The sequence below is a fragment of the Amycolatopsis sp. NPDC023774 genome (assembly GCF_040639695.1).
In the GTDB taxonomy this organism is placed as follows: Bacteria; Actinomycetota; Actinomycetes; order Mycobacteriales; family Pseudonocardiaceae; genus Amycolatopsis.
In genome coordinates, this window is sequence record NZ_JBFAAJ010000049.1 from 1 (window position 1) to 13,866 (window position 13,866).

16 protein-coding genes and 1 pseudogene are annotated in these 13,866 nt (G+C 70.7%); 15 read left to right on the forward strand and 2 right to left on the reverse strand.

Annotated features, from left to right (window positions below):
• Together AB0F91_RS43840 and AB0F91_RS43845 are read left to right on the forward strand one after the other, a co-directional pair.
• A pseudogene (locus tag AB0F91_RS43840) lies at positions 1 to 251 on the forward strand (hypothetical protein); the annotation flags it as partial.
• A gap of 410 nt (positions 252 to 661) precedes the next feature.
• A complete protein-coding gene (locus tag AB0F91_RS43845) occupies positions 662 to 904 on the forward strand; it encodes a hypothetical protein (protein ID WP_360607884.1) in 243 nt (80 codons plus the stop codon).
• 117 nt (positions 905 to 1,021) lie between these two features.
• Here AB0F91_RS43845 and AB0F91_RS43850 read toward each other — a convergent pair whose 3' ends face one another.
• Positions 1,022 to 2,467, reverse strand: coding sequence for an aldehyde dehydrogenase (locus tag AB0F91_RS43850; RefSeq protein WP_360607886.1), 1,446 nt, complete (start codon positions 2,465 to 2,467; stop codon positions 1,022 to 1,024).
• Between the two features lie 184 nt (positions 2,468 to 2,651).
• Between AB0F91_RS43850 and AB0F91_RS43855 the strand changes: the two genes are divergently transcribed.
• From AB0F91_RS43855 to AB0F91_RS43895, 9 genes are all read left to right on the forward strand, one after another.
• Complete coding sequence (locus AB0F91_RS43855; protein ID WP_285973594.1) at positions 2,652 to 3,470, forward strand: 2-keto-4-pentenoate hydratase; 819 nt, start codon at positions 2,652 to 2,654, stop codon at positions 3,468 to 3,470.
• Positions 3,467 to 3,820 carry a hypothetical protein gene (locus AB0F91_RS43860; protein ID WP_360607889.1) on the forward strand — a complete coding sequence of 118 codons (354 nt, stop codon included), beginning with the start codon at positions 3,467 to 3,469 and terminating at the stop codon, positions 3,818 to 3,820. Before AB0F91_RS43855 ends, AB0F91_RS43860 begins: the two co-directional genes overlap by 4 nt.
• Entirely contained in the window at positions 3,817 to 4,236 is a 420-nt protein-coding gene (locus tag AB0F91_RS43865) for a fumarylacetoacetate hydrolase family protein (RefSeq protein ID WP_360607891.1), read from the forward strand. Before AB0F91_RS43860 ends, AB0F91_RS43865 begins: the two co-directional genes overlap by 4 nt.
• Before the next feature lie 14 nt (positions 4,237 to 4,250).
• Positions 4,251 to 4,463, forward strand: coding sequence for a tautomerase family protein (locus AB0F91_RS43870; RefSeq protein ID WP_285973596.1), 213 nt, complete (start codon positions 4,251 to 4,253; stop codon positions 4,461 to 4,463).
• Positions 4,460 to 5,173 carry an alpha/beta hydrolase gene (locus AB0F91_RS43875; RefSeq protein ID WP_360607893.1) on the forward strand — a complete coding sequence of 238 codons (714 nt, stop codon included), beginning with the start codon at positions 4,460 to 4,462 and terminating at the stop codon, positions 5,171 to 5,173. Before AB0F91_RS43870 ends, AB0F91_RS43875 begins: the two co-directional genes overlap by 4 nt.
• A complete protein-coding gene (locus AB0F91_RS43880) occupies positions 5,170 to 5,664 on the forward strand; it encodes an aromatic-ring-hydroxylating dioxygenase subunit beta (protein WP_285973598.1) in 495 nt (164 codons plus the stop codon). The genes AB0F91_RS43875 and AB0F91_RS43880 overlap by 4 nt, the downstream gene beginning before the upstream one ends.
• A gap of 7 nt (positions 5,665 to 5,671) precedes the next feature.
• Complete coding sequence (locus tag AB0F91_RS43885; protein ID WP_360607895.1) at positions 5,672 to 6,673, forward strand: amidohydrolase family protein; 1,002 nt, start codon at positions 5,672 to 5,674, stop codon at positions 6,671 to 6,673.
• Positions 6,670 to 7,950, forward strand: a complete 1,281-nt coding sequence (locus AB0F91_RS43890; RefSeq protein WP_360607897.1) for an aromatic ring-hydroxylating dioxygenase subunit alpha — start codon at positions 6,670 to 6,672, stop codon at positions 7,948 to 7,950. Before AB0F91_RS43885 ends, AB0F91_RS43890 begins: the two co-directional genes overlap by 4 nt.
• A 71-nt stretch (positions 7,951 to 8,021) precedes the next feature.
• Complete coding sequence (locus AB0F91_RS43895; protein ID WP_285973601.1) at positions 8,022 to 8,807, forward strand: IclR family transcriptional regulator; 786 nt, start codon at positions 8,022 to 8,024, stop codon at positions 8,805 to 8,807.
• Positions 8,808 to 8,817: 10 nt separating this feature from the next.
• On the opposite strand, the gene AB0F91_RS43900 is transcribed toward AB0F91_RS43895, so the two are convergent.
• Positions 8,818 to 9,606 carry a fumarylacetoacetate hydrolase family protein gene (locus AB0F91_RS43900; RefSeq protein ID WP_360607900.1) on the reverse strand — a complete coding sequence of 263 codons (789 nt, stop codon included), beginning with the start codon at positions 9,604 to 9,606 and terminating at the stop codon, positions 8,818 to 8,820.
• 128 nt (positions 9,607 to 9,734) lie between these two features.
• Here AB0F91_RS43900 and AB0F91_RS43905 point away from each other — a divergent pair, with 128 nt between their 5' ends.
• Genes AB0F91_RS43905 through AB0F91_RS43920 form a run of 4 tightly spaced genes read left to right on the forward strand, consistent with a single transcriptional unit; the run spans position 9,735 to position 13,710 of the window.
• Positions 9,735 to 10,808 carry an extradiol ring-cleavage dioxygenase gene (locus AB0F91_RS43905; protein WP_285973603.1) on the forward strand — a complete coding sequence of 358 codons (1,074 nt, stop codon included), beginning with the start codon at positions 9,735 to 9,737 and terminating at the stop codon, positions 10,806 to 10,808.
• Positions 10,805 to 11,809 carry an NAD(P)/FAD-dependent oxidoreductase gene (locus AB0F91_RS43910; RefSeq protein ID WP_285973604.1) on the forward strand — a complete coding sequence of 335 codons (1,005 nt, stop codon included), beginning with the start codon at positions 10,805 to 10,807 and terminating at the stop codon, positions 11,807 to 11,809. The genes AB0F91_RS43905 and AB0F91_RS43910 overlap by 4 nt, the downstream gene beginning before the upstream one ends.
• Before the next feature lie 19 nt (positions 11,810 to 11,828).
• Positions 11,829 to 12,170 carry a ferredoxin gene (gene fdxA / locus AB0F91_RS43915; RefSeq protein ID WP_285973605.1) on the forward strand — a complete coding sequence of 114 codons (342 nt, stop codon included), beginning with the start codon at positions 11,829 to 11,831 and terminating at the stop codon, positions 12,168 to 12,170.
• Between the two features lie 13 nt (positions 12,171 to 12,183).
• Positions 12,184 to 13,710: an aldehyde dehydrogenase family protein gene (locus tag AB0F91_RS43920; RefSeq protein ID WP_360607903.1), complete on the forward strand. Its 1,527-nt coding sequence runs from the start codon at positions 12,184 to 12,186 to the stop codon at positions 13,708 to 13,710.
• Positions 13,711 to 13,866 lie beyond the last annotated feature (156 nt).

Below are 13,866 nucleotides of genomic sequence, written 5' to 3' on the forward strand. Positions count from 1 at the left end.
TCACCCACAAACAACGCCCCGCCACCGCCGGCGGGATCACCTTCCTCAACCTCGAGGACGAAACCGGCATGTGCAACGTGATCGTGTCGATCGGGCTGTGGCGCCGCGACCGCCAAATATGGCTGTCCAGCCCAGCGCTGCTCGTGCGCGGCATCGCCCAAGTCGGGCACGGCACCGTGTCTCTTGTGGCCGACCAGGTCACCCCGCTCGACCTCAAGAGCCTCGCCGCCAGCAGCCGCGACTTCCGGTGAGCACCCGGAGAAGGGGCCGATCCTAAATTGTCGTGGCATGCGAAGAAGACAACTCGTTTAGCCCAGCGACAGCGCTTGTATATCTCAGTTTACTTTTCGGTGGCGCCACATCAACGGTGCAAATGGAGGGGGATCCATGCCGATCAGAACGCTTGCTGTTGTCAGTACGGCAACACTGCTCTTCACCACGCTCTTCACCGGGTCCGCATTCGCGGCCGACATTTCGGCCGGTGCTCCAGGCGAGGAAGTCGACGCAGTGCCGACCACAGGCCCGGAGGTCCCCGGTCCCGTCAACGAGCCCAGCACGGCCGCGGCTGCGGCCCTGCCGTTCACCTACAGCTTCAACATTTGCTGCTCGCTTAACTCGCGCCAGTTCACCCTGCGGGCCGCGAGTCGCGTGGGCAGGCCCCGTGAGCCTGCGCGGCACCGGAAGCGACGATCCGAACTGGAAGGGCAAGATCGTCAAGGTGCTGATGTGGGACGAGGATGGCATCGACGGCCAGAAGGGGCCTACGGTCAACTACACGCTCGACGGCACGTACTACAAGTACTGCTGGACTGGCCTCACCGTGACCCACCCGCACCACTTCGAGATCCAGAAGCCGTGGGGGCCCTCCCAGCTGCAGGGCAACGGCTCGGCCACCCAGAGCTAACTAACTAACTAGGACCTCGTTCTCGCGGGGGTGCCTCCGGACCCGGCCGACACCCCGCGCTCGGCCCTGGCACAGTTCGAGCGCGTCTGCCCGCCACTCGTTCGGCGCCGGCACCTATTACAGCTGGAAGATTGACTTGGACCGTTGGTACGTCGCGAGTCCGTCGGGGCCCAGTTCGCGGCCGATGCCGCTGTGCTTGACACCGCCGAAGGGTGCCCCGAGGTCGGGCAGATAGCCGTTGATTCCGACGCTGCCGGTGCGGATTCGGCGGGCGACGGACAGACCACGTTGGGGGTCGGCCGTCCACACGCTGCCTGCGAGGCCGTAATCGGAGTCGTTGGCGAGTATGATCGCCTGCTCCTCGCTGTCGTAGGGGGTGACGGTGATGACCGGGCCGAAGACGTCCTCTCGCGCGACGTACCAGCTGTTATCAACGTCCGCCAGGACGGTGGGCTGCAGGAACCAGCCATCGTCCAGCCCCGCGGGCCGCACGCCTCCGGCCACGAGCCGGGCGCCGTCGTCGATGCCCTTCTCAATCGCGGATTCGACCCGGTTGCGGTGGCGTTCGGAAACCAGGGGTCCGATTTGCGTGGCGGGGTCGAGTGCTTCCCCAACAGCGAGGGAGTTGGCGAACGCGGCAAGGGTGCTGACGACTTCGTCGTAGCGGGTCCGTGGCGCTAGCACCCGGTTGGAGAGGAAGCAGGTCTGGCCGTTGTTGATTAGCATCGCCCCGAACAGCGCTTCGCCCACCCGGCTGAGGTCGAGGTCGGCGTCGTCCAGGATGACCGCAGCGGACCGGCCGCCGAGTTCGAGCACGACCGGGCGGATCAATGGGCCGCACAGTTCTGCGATCTGCCGTCCGATGGCGGTGGAACCAGTGAAAGCCACCATGTCAACTCCGCGGTGGCCGACGAGGTAGGCGCTCACGTCGGCTCCGGCAGGCACCACGTTGAGCACCCCGCGCGGCAGTTCTGCCTCGACGGCTGCCTCGGCCACCGCCGCGGTGTCCAGCACCGTCTCGGGCGACGGTTTCAGGACGACGGTGCACCCGGCGGCGAGCGCGGGTGCGTACTTCTGCGCAGCGAGGGCCTGGGGGAAGTTCCAGGGGGCGATGGCGGCCACCACACCCGCAGGCTCGCGCCGCACGTGGGTGGTGCCACCAAGCAGACCGGGCCGACTGGACTCCATTGGCCCCACTGTGACCAGCCCCGCGTAATAACGCAGCATGGCGGCCGGGAAGCGCCCTTCGATCTGGCTGGACACCGAGATCGGCATGCCGTTCTGCTCACTGACGGTGCGCGCGATCTGGTCGCTGCGCTTCTCCAGAGCGTCGGCGAACCGCTCCAGAGCGGCGGCGCGTTCGTGCGGCGGCCATGCGGACCAGCCGGCTGGGTCGTCGAACGCGGCGCGGGCTGCGGTGACTGCTCGATCGACGTCGGATCGATCGGCTGACACCGTGGTGCCCAGCAACCGCCCGGTGCTCGATGAATGGACGGAGATCGTCGCGGTACTCGCCGACGCCGTCCATTCGCCACCGATGAACAGGGATTCATTGGTCGTCATTGCCCACTCTCCCAAAGAACGGTCAGTGGCGATCAGGGTGCGTGGCGTGTAGACCCGGCTCTACCCTCTGGTCCACTGGACGGGATGCCGTTCTCGTTCGCGGACCGCTGGGTGATCGACCCGAGCGGTCCATTGCGCGGACCGTCGTGCTGATGCAGGTGGCGTTGCGCCCGACCATGTCTGCATGGCACTCAGCGAAGAGGAAATCCGGCAGCTTGCGAGCGAGCTGTGGGACGCGGAGCGGCGTTCGGCTCCGATCAGTCCCATCAGCCGCAGGTACCCCCACGCCGACATCGACGACGCGTACCTCGTGCAGCAGGAGGGGATCAGGCTCCGGTGCGCGGACGAGGGCGACGCCGTGCGGGGACACAAGGTCGGGCTCACTGCACGCGTGATGCAGCAACAGATCGGCGTTGACCGTCCCGATTTCGGTCATCTGCTCGCGTCGATGTTTCACCCAGAGGGGGAGCCGCTGCCGATCGGCTCGTTGATCGCACCCCGAGTGGAACCGGAGCTAGCCTTCGTGCTCGACGCGCCCTTGGAGGGCCCGGGTGTGACGGTGGCCGACGTACTCGCAGCCACGGCGTTTGTAATGCCCGCCCTGGAGATCATCGACTCCCGGATCGAGGACTGGCAGATCGGCATCGTGGACACGGTGGCGGACAACGCTTCCTCTGCCCGGGTTGTCCTGGGTGGGAAGCGGACCCCGATCGACGCACTCGACCCGCGGTTGATCGGCGTGGTGCTGCGGCGCAACGGCGAAATCGTGGAGACCGGTGCAAGCGGCGCAGTGCTCGGAAATCCGGCACAGGCCGTCGCCTGGCTGGCGAACGTCGTGGCGAACAACGGCGTGGTGCTCCGCCCTGGCGACGTGATCATGCCCGGAACCTGCACGCGCGCGGTCGAGCTGAAGCCGGGCGACACCGTTCGAGCCGACTTCGAACACCTCGGCCACGTCGGCGTCTCCTTCAGCGCTGCCCGCGACGGGGAGGTGGCCGCATGACCGGCGTTCGCACCTGGGCGGGCCGGCTCGACGACGCCGCCACCTCGCAGGCCACGGTCGCGCCCCTGACCACGGACGGCCTGGCAGACCTCCGCACCGCCTACGAGGTGCAGGACGCGCTCGTGCGCCTGCGCCTGGACCGCGGCGAACGGCTCGTCGGCGGCAAACTCGGCCTCACCAGCCGCGCGAAGCAGATCGCGATGGGCGTGGACAAGCCGCTCTACGGCCTGGTCACCAGCGGCATGAGCCGCGCTTCGGGCTCGCGCCTGTCGATCAAGGACCTGATCCACCCGCGGGTCGAGCCGGAGATCGCGTTCGTGCTCGGCGAGCCGCTGGAAGGCCCGACGTGACGGTCTCCGACGTCCTCGCCGCCACGCGCTACCTCTGCGCCGCGCTCGACGTGATCGACAGCCGGTACGAGGGCTTCTCCTTCCGCCACCTCGACGCGATCGCCGACAACGCATCCTCGGCCGCTTTTGCCCTGGGCGACGACTTGGTCGCGCCCCACGGCGATCTCGCGTTGACAGGCTGCGTGCTCGAGGTCGACGGGCAGGTCGTCGAGTCGGCCGCCGGTGCCGCGGTGATGGGGCACCCGGCCGCCGCCGTCGCGTTCATGGCCAACCAGCTCGCCCTCGCCGGCAAACGCCTGGAGGCCGGCTGGGTCGTGCTCTCGGGCGGGCTCACCGCGCCCGTTTCGCTGAAAGCCGGATCGACCGTGACCGCGACGCTCAACGGGCTCGGCAGCGTCACCCTCGGCGCAGAGTAAGGGAAAGGGACACCATGCCGTTCATCCAGATCAACCTCGGGTCCGGTCGCACGCCCGAGCAGAAAGACCAGCTGATCCGCGCCGTGTCCACGGCGGCGGCCGAGGCGATCTCCGTGCCGGAGACGTCGGTGCGCGTGTGGGTCGTGGAAGTTCCCGCGACGGAGGTCCTCGTCGGCGGGGTCACGCTCGCCGAGCGGCAGGCCGCGAAACCGGCGGGCCCGGCATGACGCACTTCGTGCTGGTGCACGGCGGCTGGCACGGCGCGTGGTGCTGGGAGGCCGAGATCTCCGCGCTGGCGGCGCTCGGCCACTCGGCCACGGCGGTGGAGCTGCCGTCCGACGATATGCGCGCGGGCGCCCGCCAGTACGCCGCCACGATCGCCGCTGCTGTATGCGGCCCTGGCGACGTCGTGGTCGGCCACTCGCTGGCCGGGCTGGCGATTCCGCTGGTCCCGCAGCGGACGGAGGTCGCCGCGCTCGTCTTCCTGGCCTCGCTGCTGCCCGAGCCGGGACGGTCGTGGCGGGACCAGTTGACGCTCAGCCGCCCGATGGCGGACTGGTTCTACGACAACGGGTTAGCGAAGCAGGAACGCGACGAGCAAGGGCGCACGGTGTGGCCGGCGTCGGTCGCGGCCGAGCTGTTCTTCCACGACTGTCCACCTGCGACAGCCACCGCGGCCGCGTCCCGGCTGCGACCCCAATCCCCGGCGCCGATCACGGAAGTCACGCCCCTGCAGGCGTTTCCCGAGCTGCCGATGCACTACGTCGGCTGCCGCGCCGACCGCGCCGTCTCCGGGGAGTGGGCCGAACGCACGGCCAAGGAGCGGCTCGGCGCCGACGTGACGTGGCTCGGCACCTCCCACAGCCCGTTCCTGTCCGCTCCCGGCGAGCTGGCCAACCTGCTCGTCACCCTCGCTTCGAGATCGGAGGCCCGATGACCGCCGCCGTCACCACACCCGACCTGCACCACCGCGTCGAGCAGTTCCTGTACCACGAAGCCGCCCTGCTCGACGAGTGGCGGCTCGACGAGTGGTTCGCGTTGATGCACCCGCAGATCGAGTACCGCATTCCGTCGCCGGGCTCCGATCACCTCGACCCGCGCTTCACGCTGCAGGTGATCCACGACGACCACACCCGCCTCGGCGGGCGCGTGACCCGGCTGAAGAGCAAGCACGCCCACGCCGAAAGCCCGCATTCGCGCACGCGCCGGCTGGTCACCAACGTCCGGGCCGCACCGCTCGGCGACACGGTGGTGGCGCACGCCAACTTCCACGTGATGCGCACTCGGCTGGGCCAGCTCGACCACTTCCTCGGCACCTACCGGCACGTGCTCGTCGAGGACGGCGCCGCGTTCCTCGTCCGCGAACGCGTCGCGACGCTGGACCACGGCATCGTCGAGGCCGGCGGCACCGTGTCGATCATCCTGTGACGGGAGCGTGACCGTGCTAGACCTGCACACCCACGTGGTGCCCCCGGAAACGCCGTTCGGCACCTCGTCCGACCCGCGCTGGGCCCGGCTCGACACCGCTACCGGGGTCGTCTCCGTGTCCGGCAAGCCGTTCCGGACGGTGCACCGCGTCGCCTGGGACCTCGATGCCCGCCGCGCGGCCGCGGAAGCCGTCGGCGGCACAGGACAGCTGCTGTCGGCCATGCCCGAGCTGCTCGCGCCGTGGGCGTCGCCGAGCGAAGGGCTCGCGTACGCGCGGGCCTTCAACGCGTGGCTCGCCGAGGCAGTGCGGCACCACGCCGGGTTCTTCACCGGCCTGGGCGTGGTTCCGCTGCAGGATCCCGCTGCCGCGGCCGGCCTGCTTACCGAGATTGCCGACGCGGGCCTGCTCGGCGTCGAGGTGCCCTCGAACCCGCCGACGGCACCCCTGCACGCGCCGGCATGGGCCGGGTTCCTCGACGAGGCCGAGCGGCTGGGCCTGCTCGTGTTCGTGCACGCGGCCGGGGGAGCGGCGGTCGCCGACTACCCGCACCCGATGGCCGCCAACGGGGTGGTGTTCCCCGCGAGCATCGGCACCGCGCTCGGCGGCCTGATCGTCACGGGCGCGCTGGCCGCCCGGTCCGGGCTGCGGCTACTGGCCAGCCACGGCGGGGGCGCTCTGATCACCGAGCTGCCGCGGATCGACTACCTGCGCGAGATCACGCCCGCGCTGCGGGAGCTGATGCCCGAGTCCGCTGTGGACTCTGCACGCCGCCTGTGGTTCGACCCGCTGCTGTTCGACGCCGGCCTCGTGCGCCACCTCGCCGAGACCGTCGGACCGGACCGGATCGTGCTGGGCACGGACCACCCGTTCATGCCGACGGACCCGCTCGGGTTCCTCGGCGACCCGGCGCTGCCCGCGGGGTTCGCGAAGGCCGTGCGCGAGACGAACCCCGAGGCCCTGCTCGCAGCGCTCACCCGACCGAACTCCCGGCAAAGGAGCTGGAGATGACCTCCGAACTGATCGCACCCCCGTCCACCCCGCTGGTCGACGACCGCCCCGCCGACGGGCTCTTCCGCGTCGACCGGGCCGCGCTCGTCGACGAGGGCGTGCTCGCGCAGGAGCGCCGCGCCATCTTCGACAAGTGCTGGCTCTACGTCGGCCATGTCTCGGAAGTCCCGACGAACGGCGACTTCCGCGCCCGCACAGTGGCGGGTCGTCCGCTCGTGCTGTGGCGCGGCAGCGACGGCGAGGTGCGTGTGTTCCTCAACGCGTGCCGGCACCGCGGCGCCCAGCTGTGCCGCGTGCCCGAAGGCAACGCGCGCGGGATGTCGTGCTTCTACCACGCGTGGACCTATGCCAACGACGGCCGCCTGACCGCGTTGCCCGACGTCGAGGGCTACGGCCCCGACTTCGACCGGTCCCGCTTCAGCCTGAACGCCCCGCCGCGGGTCGAGGAGTACCGCGGTTTCGTCTTCTGCTGCTTCGACCCCGACGCCGTCACGTTGCCCGAGTACCTCGGCGAAGCCCGCGACTACCTCGACCTGGTGGCCGACCAGTCGCCGGACATGGAGGTGGTCGAGGGCGTGCACGAGTACTCGATGGAGGCGAACTGGAAGCTGTTCGTGGAGAACAGCCTCGACGGTTACCACCTGATCCCGTTGCACCGCACGTACTTCGACTACCTGAAGTCCACCGAGGACTCCTATCTCGACCCGCGCAAGGCGACCGAAGCGAAGGACCTGGGCAACGGTCACGCGGTGATCACCGTGGAGGGTCCGTGGGCCCGGCCCGTCGCCCGGTGGACGCCGGCGATGGGGGAGGAGAACCGCGAGTACGTCGAGGGGCAGCGGGCGCGGCTCGAAGAGCAGTTCGGTGCGGACCGCGCGCGCCGGATCGCGACGACCGACCGCAACCTGCTGATCTTCCCCAACCTCGTGATCAACGACATCATGGGCATCGTCGTGCGCACGATCACGCCGACCGCGGCCGGGCGCACGCTGGTGGCGCAGTGGACGATGGCTACGAAGGGCGAGCCGGAGTCAGTGCGGGCGCGGCGGCTGGACTCGTATGTGACGTTCCAGGGGCCGGGCGGGCTGGCGACGCCGGACGACATGGAGGCCTGCGAGTCCTGTCAGGAGGGGTTCGCCGTCGCGACGGAGTCGCCGTGGTCGGACATCTCGCGGGGGATCCACAAGGAAGCCACCGGTGGGCCGTTCGTCGCGTCCGACGAGGTGCAGCAGCGGGCGTTCTGGCGCCGGTGGCGAGACCTGCTGGGTACCCCGTAGTCGGCGCCGCACCGACGGTCGACCCCCCGAACAAACCCGGCCTGACGGCCGAGAACGGATATCGTGGCCGGATGCGCATCAGTGCCGAGGAGACGGAGCAGCACCGGTCGGTGGGGGACCGGATGCTGCTCATCCTCGACACCGTCGCGACCTCCCCCGGCGAGGTCGGGCTCAGTGAGCTCGCGCGCCGGACGGGCCTGAAGAAGGCGACCGTGCACCGGCTGGCACTGGACCTCGTGGCGCACCGGATGCTCGAACGCGGCACGTACGGCTACCGGCTCGGGCTGCACCTGTTCGAGCTGGGCCAGCACGTGCCGGCTTCACGGCGGCTGCGGGCGACCGCGCTGCCGTTCATGGCCGACCTGCTGACGGCGACGGGTGAGGTCGTGCAGTTGGGCGTGCTCGACGACACCGACATCGTGTACGTCGAGAAGCTCACCGGCCAGCACAGCGCCACCGTGCCCTCGGCCGTGGGCGCGCGGTTACCCGCGTACTGCACCGGCCTGGGCAAGGCGATCCTCGCGTTCAGCGACGACTCCGCGGTGGAGCGCGTGACGTCCGCGCCCATGCCGGCGCGGACCGGCACGACGATCACCGACCCGAAGCACTTCCTGCGCGAGCTGGCGAAGATCCACGATTCCGGCATCGCCTACGACCGCGAAGAGGGCACGCGCGGCATCGCCTGCGTCGCGGCGCCGATCGTGGTGGAGAGCTACGTCGGGCGCGACGGCCACCGCGCCGTCGCCGGGCTTTCGGTGACAGGGCCCGCGAACCGCCTGCAGCCGGCGCGGCTCGGGGCGGCGGTGCGGACCGCCGCCCTGAGCATCAGTCGGCTCCTGGGCTACCCCCTGCACTGACCGGCGGGGTTCACGCGTCGGTTTCGCCCGCGGGCCTGCCGACGCTCACAGTGGTGGCGCCGTCGAAGCGGGCCGTGATGGTACTGCCCGGCCGCAGCGGCACCGCGGAGGTGAGGCCGCCGGTGATGATCAACTCGTCTTTCTTCAAGCCACTTCCGCGCGCCGCGAGCTGCGCGGCCAGCCACGCCACGCCGTGCAGCGGATGGCCGGCGGCCGCCGCGGAGGTCGCGGTCGCGACGAGGGCGTTGTCTTCTTGGAGCTCGACGGTGACGCGGTGGGCCTGCAGCGGTTCGACGTCGAGCAGCGGTCCCAGCACGACACCGGCGGCCGAGGAGCCGTCGGCGGTGTTCTGCTCGGCGGTGAACCGGTAGTCGCGCCAGATCGAGTCGACGACCTCGAGGCACACGCGCACCTCGGCGATCGCGTCGGCGACTTCGTGCAGCGCGAGCCCCGGCCCGGCCAGGTCGCGGCTCAGGATCACGCCGATCTCCGGCTCGACGCGCGGGTGCAGGAAGCCGGTGGCTTGCGCGCCGTCGCGCAGCACCATGTCGTCGAGCAGCGGACCGTAGTTCGGCGCCGTGACGCCCATCTGCCGGCGCATTGCCGCGGACGTGTAGCCGAGCTTGTAGCCGACGGCGCAGCGTCCTTCGGCCAGGCGCAGGCGCGTGAGGTCGTCCTGGATCTCGTACGCGTTCTCCAGCGACAGCGCGGTCGCTTCCGTCGCCGCGTCGAGGAGGGTGCGCCCGGTGCGGGCTCGGTGCAGTACCTGCGCGACGGGATTTTCGATCGTGTCAGTCACTTCTTCATCGTCACGGCTGACGGTCGCCGATGAGTCCCACCGGTCCACTCGCCGGTCCGAGGCGTGGTCGCGGGTCCCGCCTGTTCCGAGACTGGACGTCACCACCCACTCGACGACGAGGAGGAACCATGGCCGAAGTACTGGGTCTCGGGGTCACCCACTACCCGCCGCTGAGCGGCACCGACGACAACCTGACGCGGGTGTTCCGCGGCGCGCTCGCGGACCCGAAGCTGCCTGCCGAACTGCGCGACCCGGCGTCGTGGCCCGAGCGGGCCCGCCGGGAATGGGCCGAGGACGAAGGCGTCGCCGCCGGCAAGGCGCACCGCGCGGCGCTGCGGGAGGGGTTCCGCCGCACGCGCGCCGCGCTGGACGAGTTCCAGCCGGACGTCGTGCTGATCTGGGGCGACGACCAGTACGAGAACTTCCGTGAGGACCTCGTGCCGCCGTACGCCGTGCAGATCTACGACGACCTCACCGTGCACCCGTGGCGCCACGCCGACGAGTCGTCGAACATGAAGGGCAAGCCCAACGTCTGGGGTGAGGGCGAGAACACCGAGCGCCTCATCCGTGGACACAAGCCTTTCGCTCGGCACCTGGTGGAGGGGCTGCTCGCGCGCCACATCGACGTGCCGTACTCCTACGAGCCGCTGCACCACCCGGGTCTCGCGCACGCGTTCCTCAACACGGTGCTGTACCTCGATTACGACCGCGAGGGTTTCGACTACCCGGTGGTCACGTTCCCGCTGAACTGCTACGGACGCAAGGTGATCAGCTTCCAGGGCAACATCAGCCCGCTCGGCGTGGAGCGCGAGCTCGACCCACCGTCGCCTTCGCCGGCGCGGATCATGGACGTCGGCGCGGCCGTCGCGCGGATCTGCGCGGACAGCCCGTACCGGGTCGCGCTCGTCGCGAGCTCCAGCTGGTCGCACAGCTTCCTCGTGGACTCGACGATGCGGCTGTTCCCCGATTCCGCGGCCGACGAGAAGATGTACGACGCGCTCGTCGCCGCCGACTATTCGGTGTGGGAGAACACGACACTCGCCGACGCGGAGAAGGCCGGCCAGCAGGAGCTGCTGAACTGGTGGGCGCTGCTCGGCGCGATGCGCGAGCTGGGCCGCGGGCCGAGCTGGACGAGCTTCGTGGCGTCGAACATCTTCGTGTCCAACAAGGTCTTCGCGGTCTACGACGCGGAGCAGCCGTGACGCGCTGCGACGTCGCGGTCGTCGGCGCCGGCCCCGCAGGGCTGTTCGCCGCGGTGTACGCGGGGATGCGCGGGCTGTCGGTGGCGGTCGTCGACGCGCTGCCCGAGCCCGGCGGGCAGATCACCGCGCTGTACCCGGAAAAGCTCATCCGTGACGTCGCCGGATTCCCTGCGGTGAAGGGCCGTGACCTCGTGCGGGGACTGGTGGAGCAGCTCGACCAGTTCTCGCCGAGGATGCTGCTCGGGCACCGGGCGACGGCGCTCGACGACCTCGCGGACGGCGGGCTGCGGCTGGGCTTCGACGACGGTACCGCGCTGGAGGCCGGCGCCGTCGTGGTCACGGGCGGGATCGGCACCTTTTCGCCGCGCAAGCTGCCGTGCGGTGAGGAGTTCCTGGGTCGCGGGCTCACCTATTTCGTCCGCGACCCGGCCGAGCTCGCCGGCCGCCGTGTGCTCGTGGTCGGCGGCGGCGATTCGGCGCTCGACTGGGCCGAGACGTTGCAGCACACTGCCGACGTCACGCTCGTGCACCGCCGCGACACGTTCCGCGCGCACCAGCACACCGTCGGCCAGGTGCTGTCCGGGCCGGCGACCGTGCTGACCAACGCGACCGTCGACCGGCTCCACGGCGAGAACCGGGTTACCCGCGCGGTCCTGCGCGACACGGTGAGCGGCGAGACGACCGAGGTGGCGTGCGACCACGTCGTGGCGGCGCTGGGCTTCGTCGCGAACCCGGGCCCACTGCTGCAATGGGGCCTGGCCACACACGATCGCAAGATCGTGGTCGACGCAGCCCTGCGCACGTCGCGGCTCGGCGTCTTCGCGGCCGGTGACATCTGCACCTACGACGGCCGCGTCCCGCTCATCGCGGTCGGCTTCGGCGAGGCGGCCACCGCCGTGAACCACGCGGCCGTCCACCTCGACCCGGCCGCCTCCACCTTCCCTGGGCACTCCACCGACGGCCCGGCGCCCGCCGCCCGGCCCCTGCGAGTCCCCGCCTGACCCGAGAGGAAACCCGGCCATGGCCTACGTCATCACCGACGCCTGCGTCGATATCCTCGACCGCGCGTGCACCGAGGAATGCCCGGTCGACTGCATCTACGAGGGCGACCGCAAGATGTACATCAACCCCGTCGAGTGCATCGACTGCGGCGCTTGCGAACAGGCGTGCCCGACGGGCGCGGCGCTCGCGGACCGCATGCTCACGGGCACCGACGCCGAGTGGAACACGGCCGACAACGCCGGGTTCTTCACCGAGGCGCTGCCCGGCCGCGACGCCCCGCTCGGCACTCCGGGCGGTGCCACCCACCTGGGCCCGGTGGGTGTGGACACCGAAACCGTCGCCGCGCTGCCTCGTACCTGATTCGGAGAGAACTGTGACAACCCTGGAAAACCGGCCGGTCGCCGGAGTCGATCCGTGGACCGGTGCGGCGCTGGTGCCGAGCGCGGTGGAGAACAGCGTGGCCGAAGTGCGCGCGATCGTGACAGAGGCGGCCGCGGCGGCGCCGGAGCTGGAGGCGCTGGGCCGGCGAGGCCGGGCGAACCTGCTGCGTGCGCTGGCCCGGGCGCTGGAAGCCGCCCGTGAGCGGATCATCGCCGTGGCCGACGCCGAGACCGCGCTCGGTGCGGCGCGGCTCGGCGGGGAGCTGACCCGCACGTGCTACCAATTCGAGTTCTTCGCCGACGTCGTGGCGGACGGCGGCTACGTCGAGGCGACCCTCGACCCGGCCGGGCCGACGCCGATGGGGCCGCGGCCGGACCTGCGGCGCATGCTGGTGCCGATCGGGCCCGTGGCCGTGTTCGGGGCGAGCAACTTCCCGCTGGCGTTCTCGGTGCCCGGCGGGGACACGGCGTCGGCGCTGGCGGCGGGGAACCCCGTGGTGGTGAAGGCGCACGGATCGCACCCCGGGACGTCGCGGCTCGTCCACGAGGTCCTACGTGAAGCGCTGGTCGCGGCTGGTGCGCCCGCTGGGACGCTCGGACTGGTCTTCGGCCGGGCGGCGGCGGAGACCCTCGTGACCGATCCCGCGATCAAGGCGGTCGGATTCACGGGCTCGCTGTCCGGCGGCAGGGCGCTGCTGGATCTCATCCACGGCCGCCCGGAGCCTATCCCGTTCTACGGTGAGCTCTCCAGCCTCAACCCCCTGGTCGTGACCGCTGCCGCCGCGCGGGAGCGGGGCGCGGAGATCGGGGCGGGGCTCGTCGCGTCCGTGACCGGGTCCGCGGGCCAGCTGTGCACGAAACCCGGTCTGGCCCTGGTGCCGGCCGGCGCCGAGGGCGACGCCGTGGTCGCCGCCGCGGCCGAAGCGCTCGGCACCGCGGAAGTGGTGCCGTTGCTCAACCGGCGGATCCACGAGGCCTACCTCGGCGACACCGCCGAGCTCGTTCGCGCTAGCGGGGTGTCCGAAGTGGCCAGTGGGCCGAACCCGGGATCGGACGGGTATCGGGTGGCTCCGCTTCTGGCCACAGTGGACGCCGCCGACATCCCCGCCGAGGCGTTCGCGGAGTACTTCGGTCCCGCCGCCGTGATCGTGCGGTACCGCTCTCAGGCCGAGCTGCTCGCCGTCCTCGACCAGGCGCCCGCCTCACTCACCGCGACGCTGCACCTCGGTGCGGACGAAACACCGAAGGACCTGGTCACCGAGCTCGGCCGGCGCGTCGGCCGTCTGGTGTTCAACGGCTTCCCGACGGGTGTGGCCGTGAGCTGGGCTCAGCACCACGGCGGCCCGTGGCCGGCGACCAACAGTCTCCACACCTCCGTCGGCGCCACGGCGATCCGCCGGTTCCTGCGCCCGCTCGCCTGGCAGAACGCCCCGGCGCACCTGCTGCCCGACGAGCTCACGGACGAGCCCGCGGCACCCCTGCCGCGCCGGATCGATGGGCGGCTCCAGACTCGGCGGTGACGACCGGGGCACTCCTTGATTCTCCCATCACATCCGAGTCGCACGAAAGCCATTCCTCAGAAGCCTCGGCCCGGAACGGTTCCCGGAAGCGGGGGAACCATTCCGGGCTAGCGCTCCTGGCGGCGGGCGCCTTTGCGCTCGCGGGCCAGGAAGTCG

Excerpts from the sequence above, each read along its gene's own strand:
- AB0F91_RS43850 (WP_360607886.1), bottom strand. The coding sequence starts at position 2,467 with ATGACGACCAATGAATCCCTGTTCATCGGTGGCGAATGGACGGCGTCG.
- AB0F91_RS43855 (WP_285973594.1), top strand. The coding sequence starts at position 2,652 with ATGGCACTCAGCGAAGAGGAAATCCGGCAGCTTGCGAGCGAGCTGTGG.
- AB0F91_RS43860 (WP_360607889.1), top strand. The coding sequence starts at position 3,467 with ATGACCGGCGTTCGCACCTGGGCGGGCCGGCTCGACGACGCCGCCACC.
- AB0F91_RS43870 (WP_285973596.1), top strand. The coding sequence starts at position 4,251 with ATGCCGTTCATCCAGATCAACCTCGGGTCCGGTCGCACGCCCGAGCAG.
- AB0F91_RS43875 (WP_360607893.1), top strand. The coding sequence starts at position 4,460 with ATGACGCACTTCGTGCTGGTGCACGGCGGCTGGCACGGCGCGTGGTGC.
- AB0F91_RS43880 (WP_285973598.1), top strand. The coding sequence starts at position 5,170 with ATGACCGCCGCCGTCACCACACCCGACCTGCACCACCGCGTCGAGCAG.
- AB0F91_RS43890 (WP_360607897.1), top strand. The coding sequence starts at position 6,670 with ATGACCTCCGAACTGATCGCACCCCCGTCCACCCCGCTGGTCGACGAC.
- AB0F91_RS43895 (WP_285973601.1), top strand. The coding sequence starts at position 8,022 with ATGCGCATCAGTGCCGAGGAGACGGAGCAGCACCGGTCGGTGGGGGAC.
- AB0F91_RS43905 (WP_285973603.1), top strand. The coding sequence starts at position 9,735 with ATGGCCGAAGTACTGGGTCTCGGGGTCACCCACTACCCGCCGCTGAGC.
- fdxA (WP_285973605.1), top strand. The coding sequence starts at position 11,829 with ATGGCCTACGTCATCACCGACGCCTGCGTCGATATCCTCGACCGCGCG.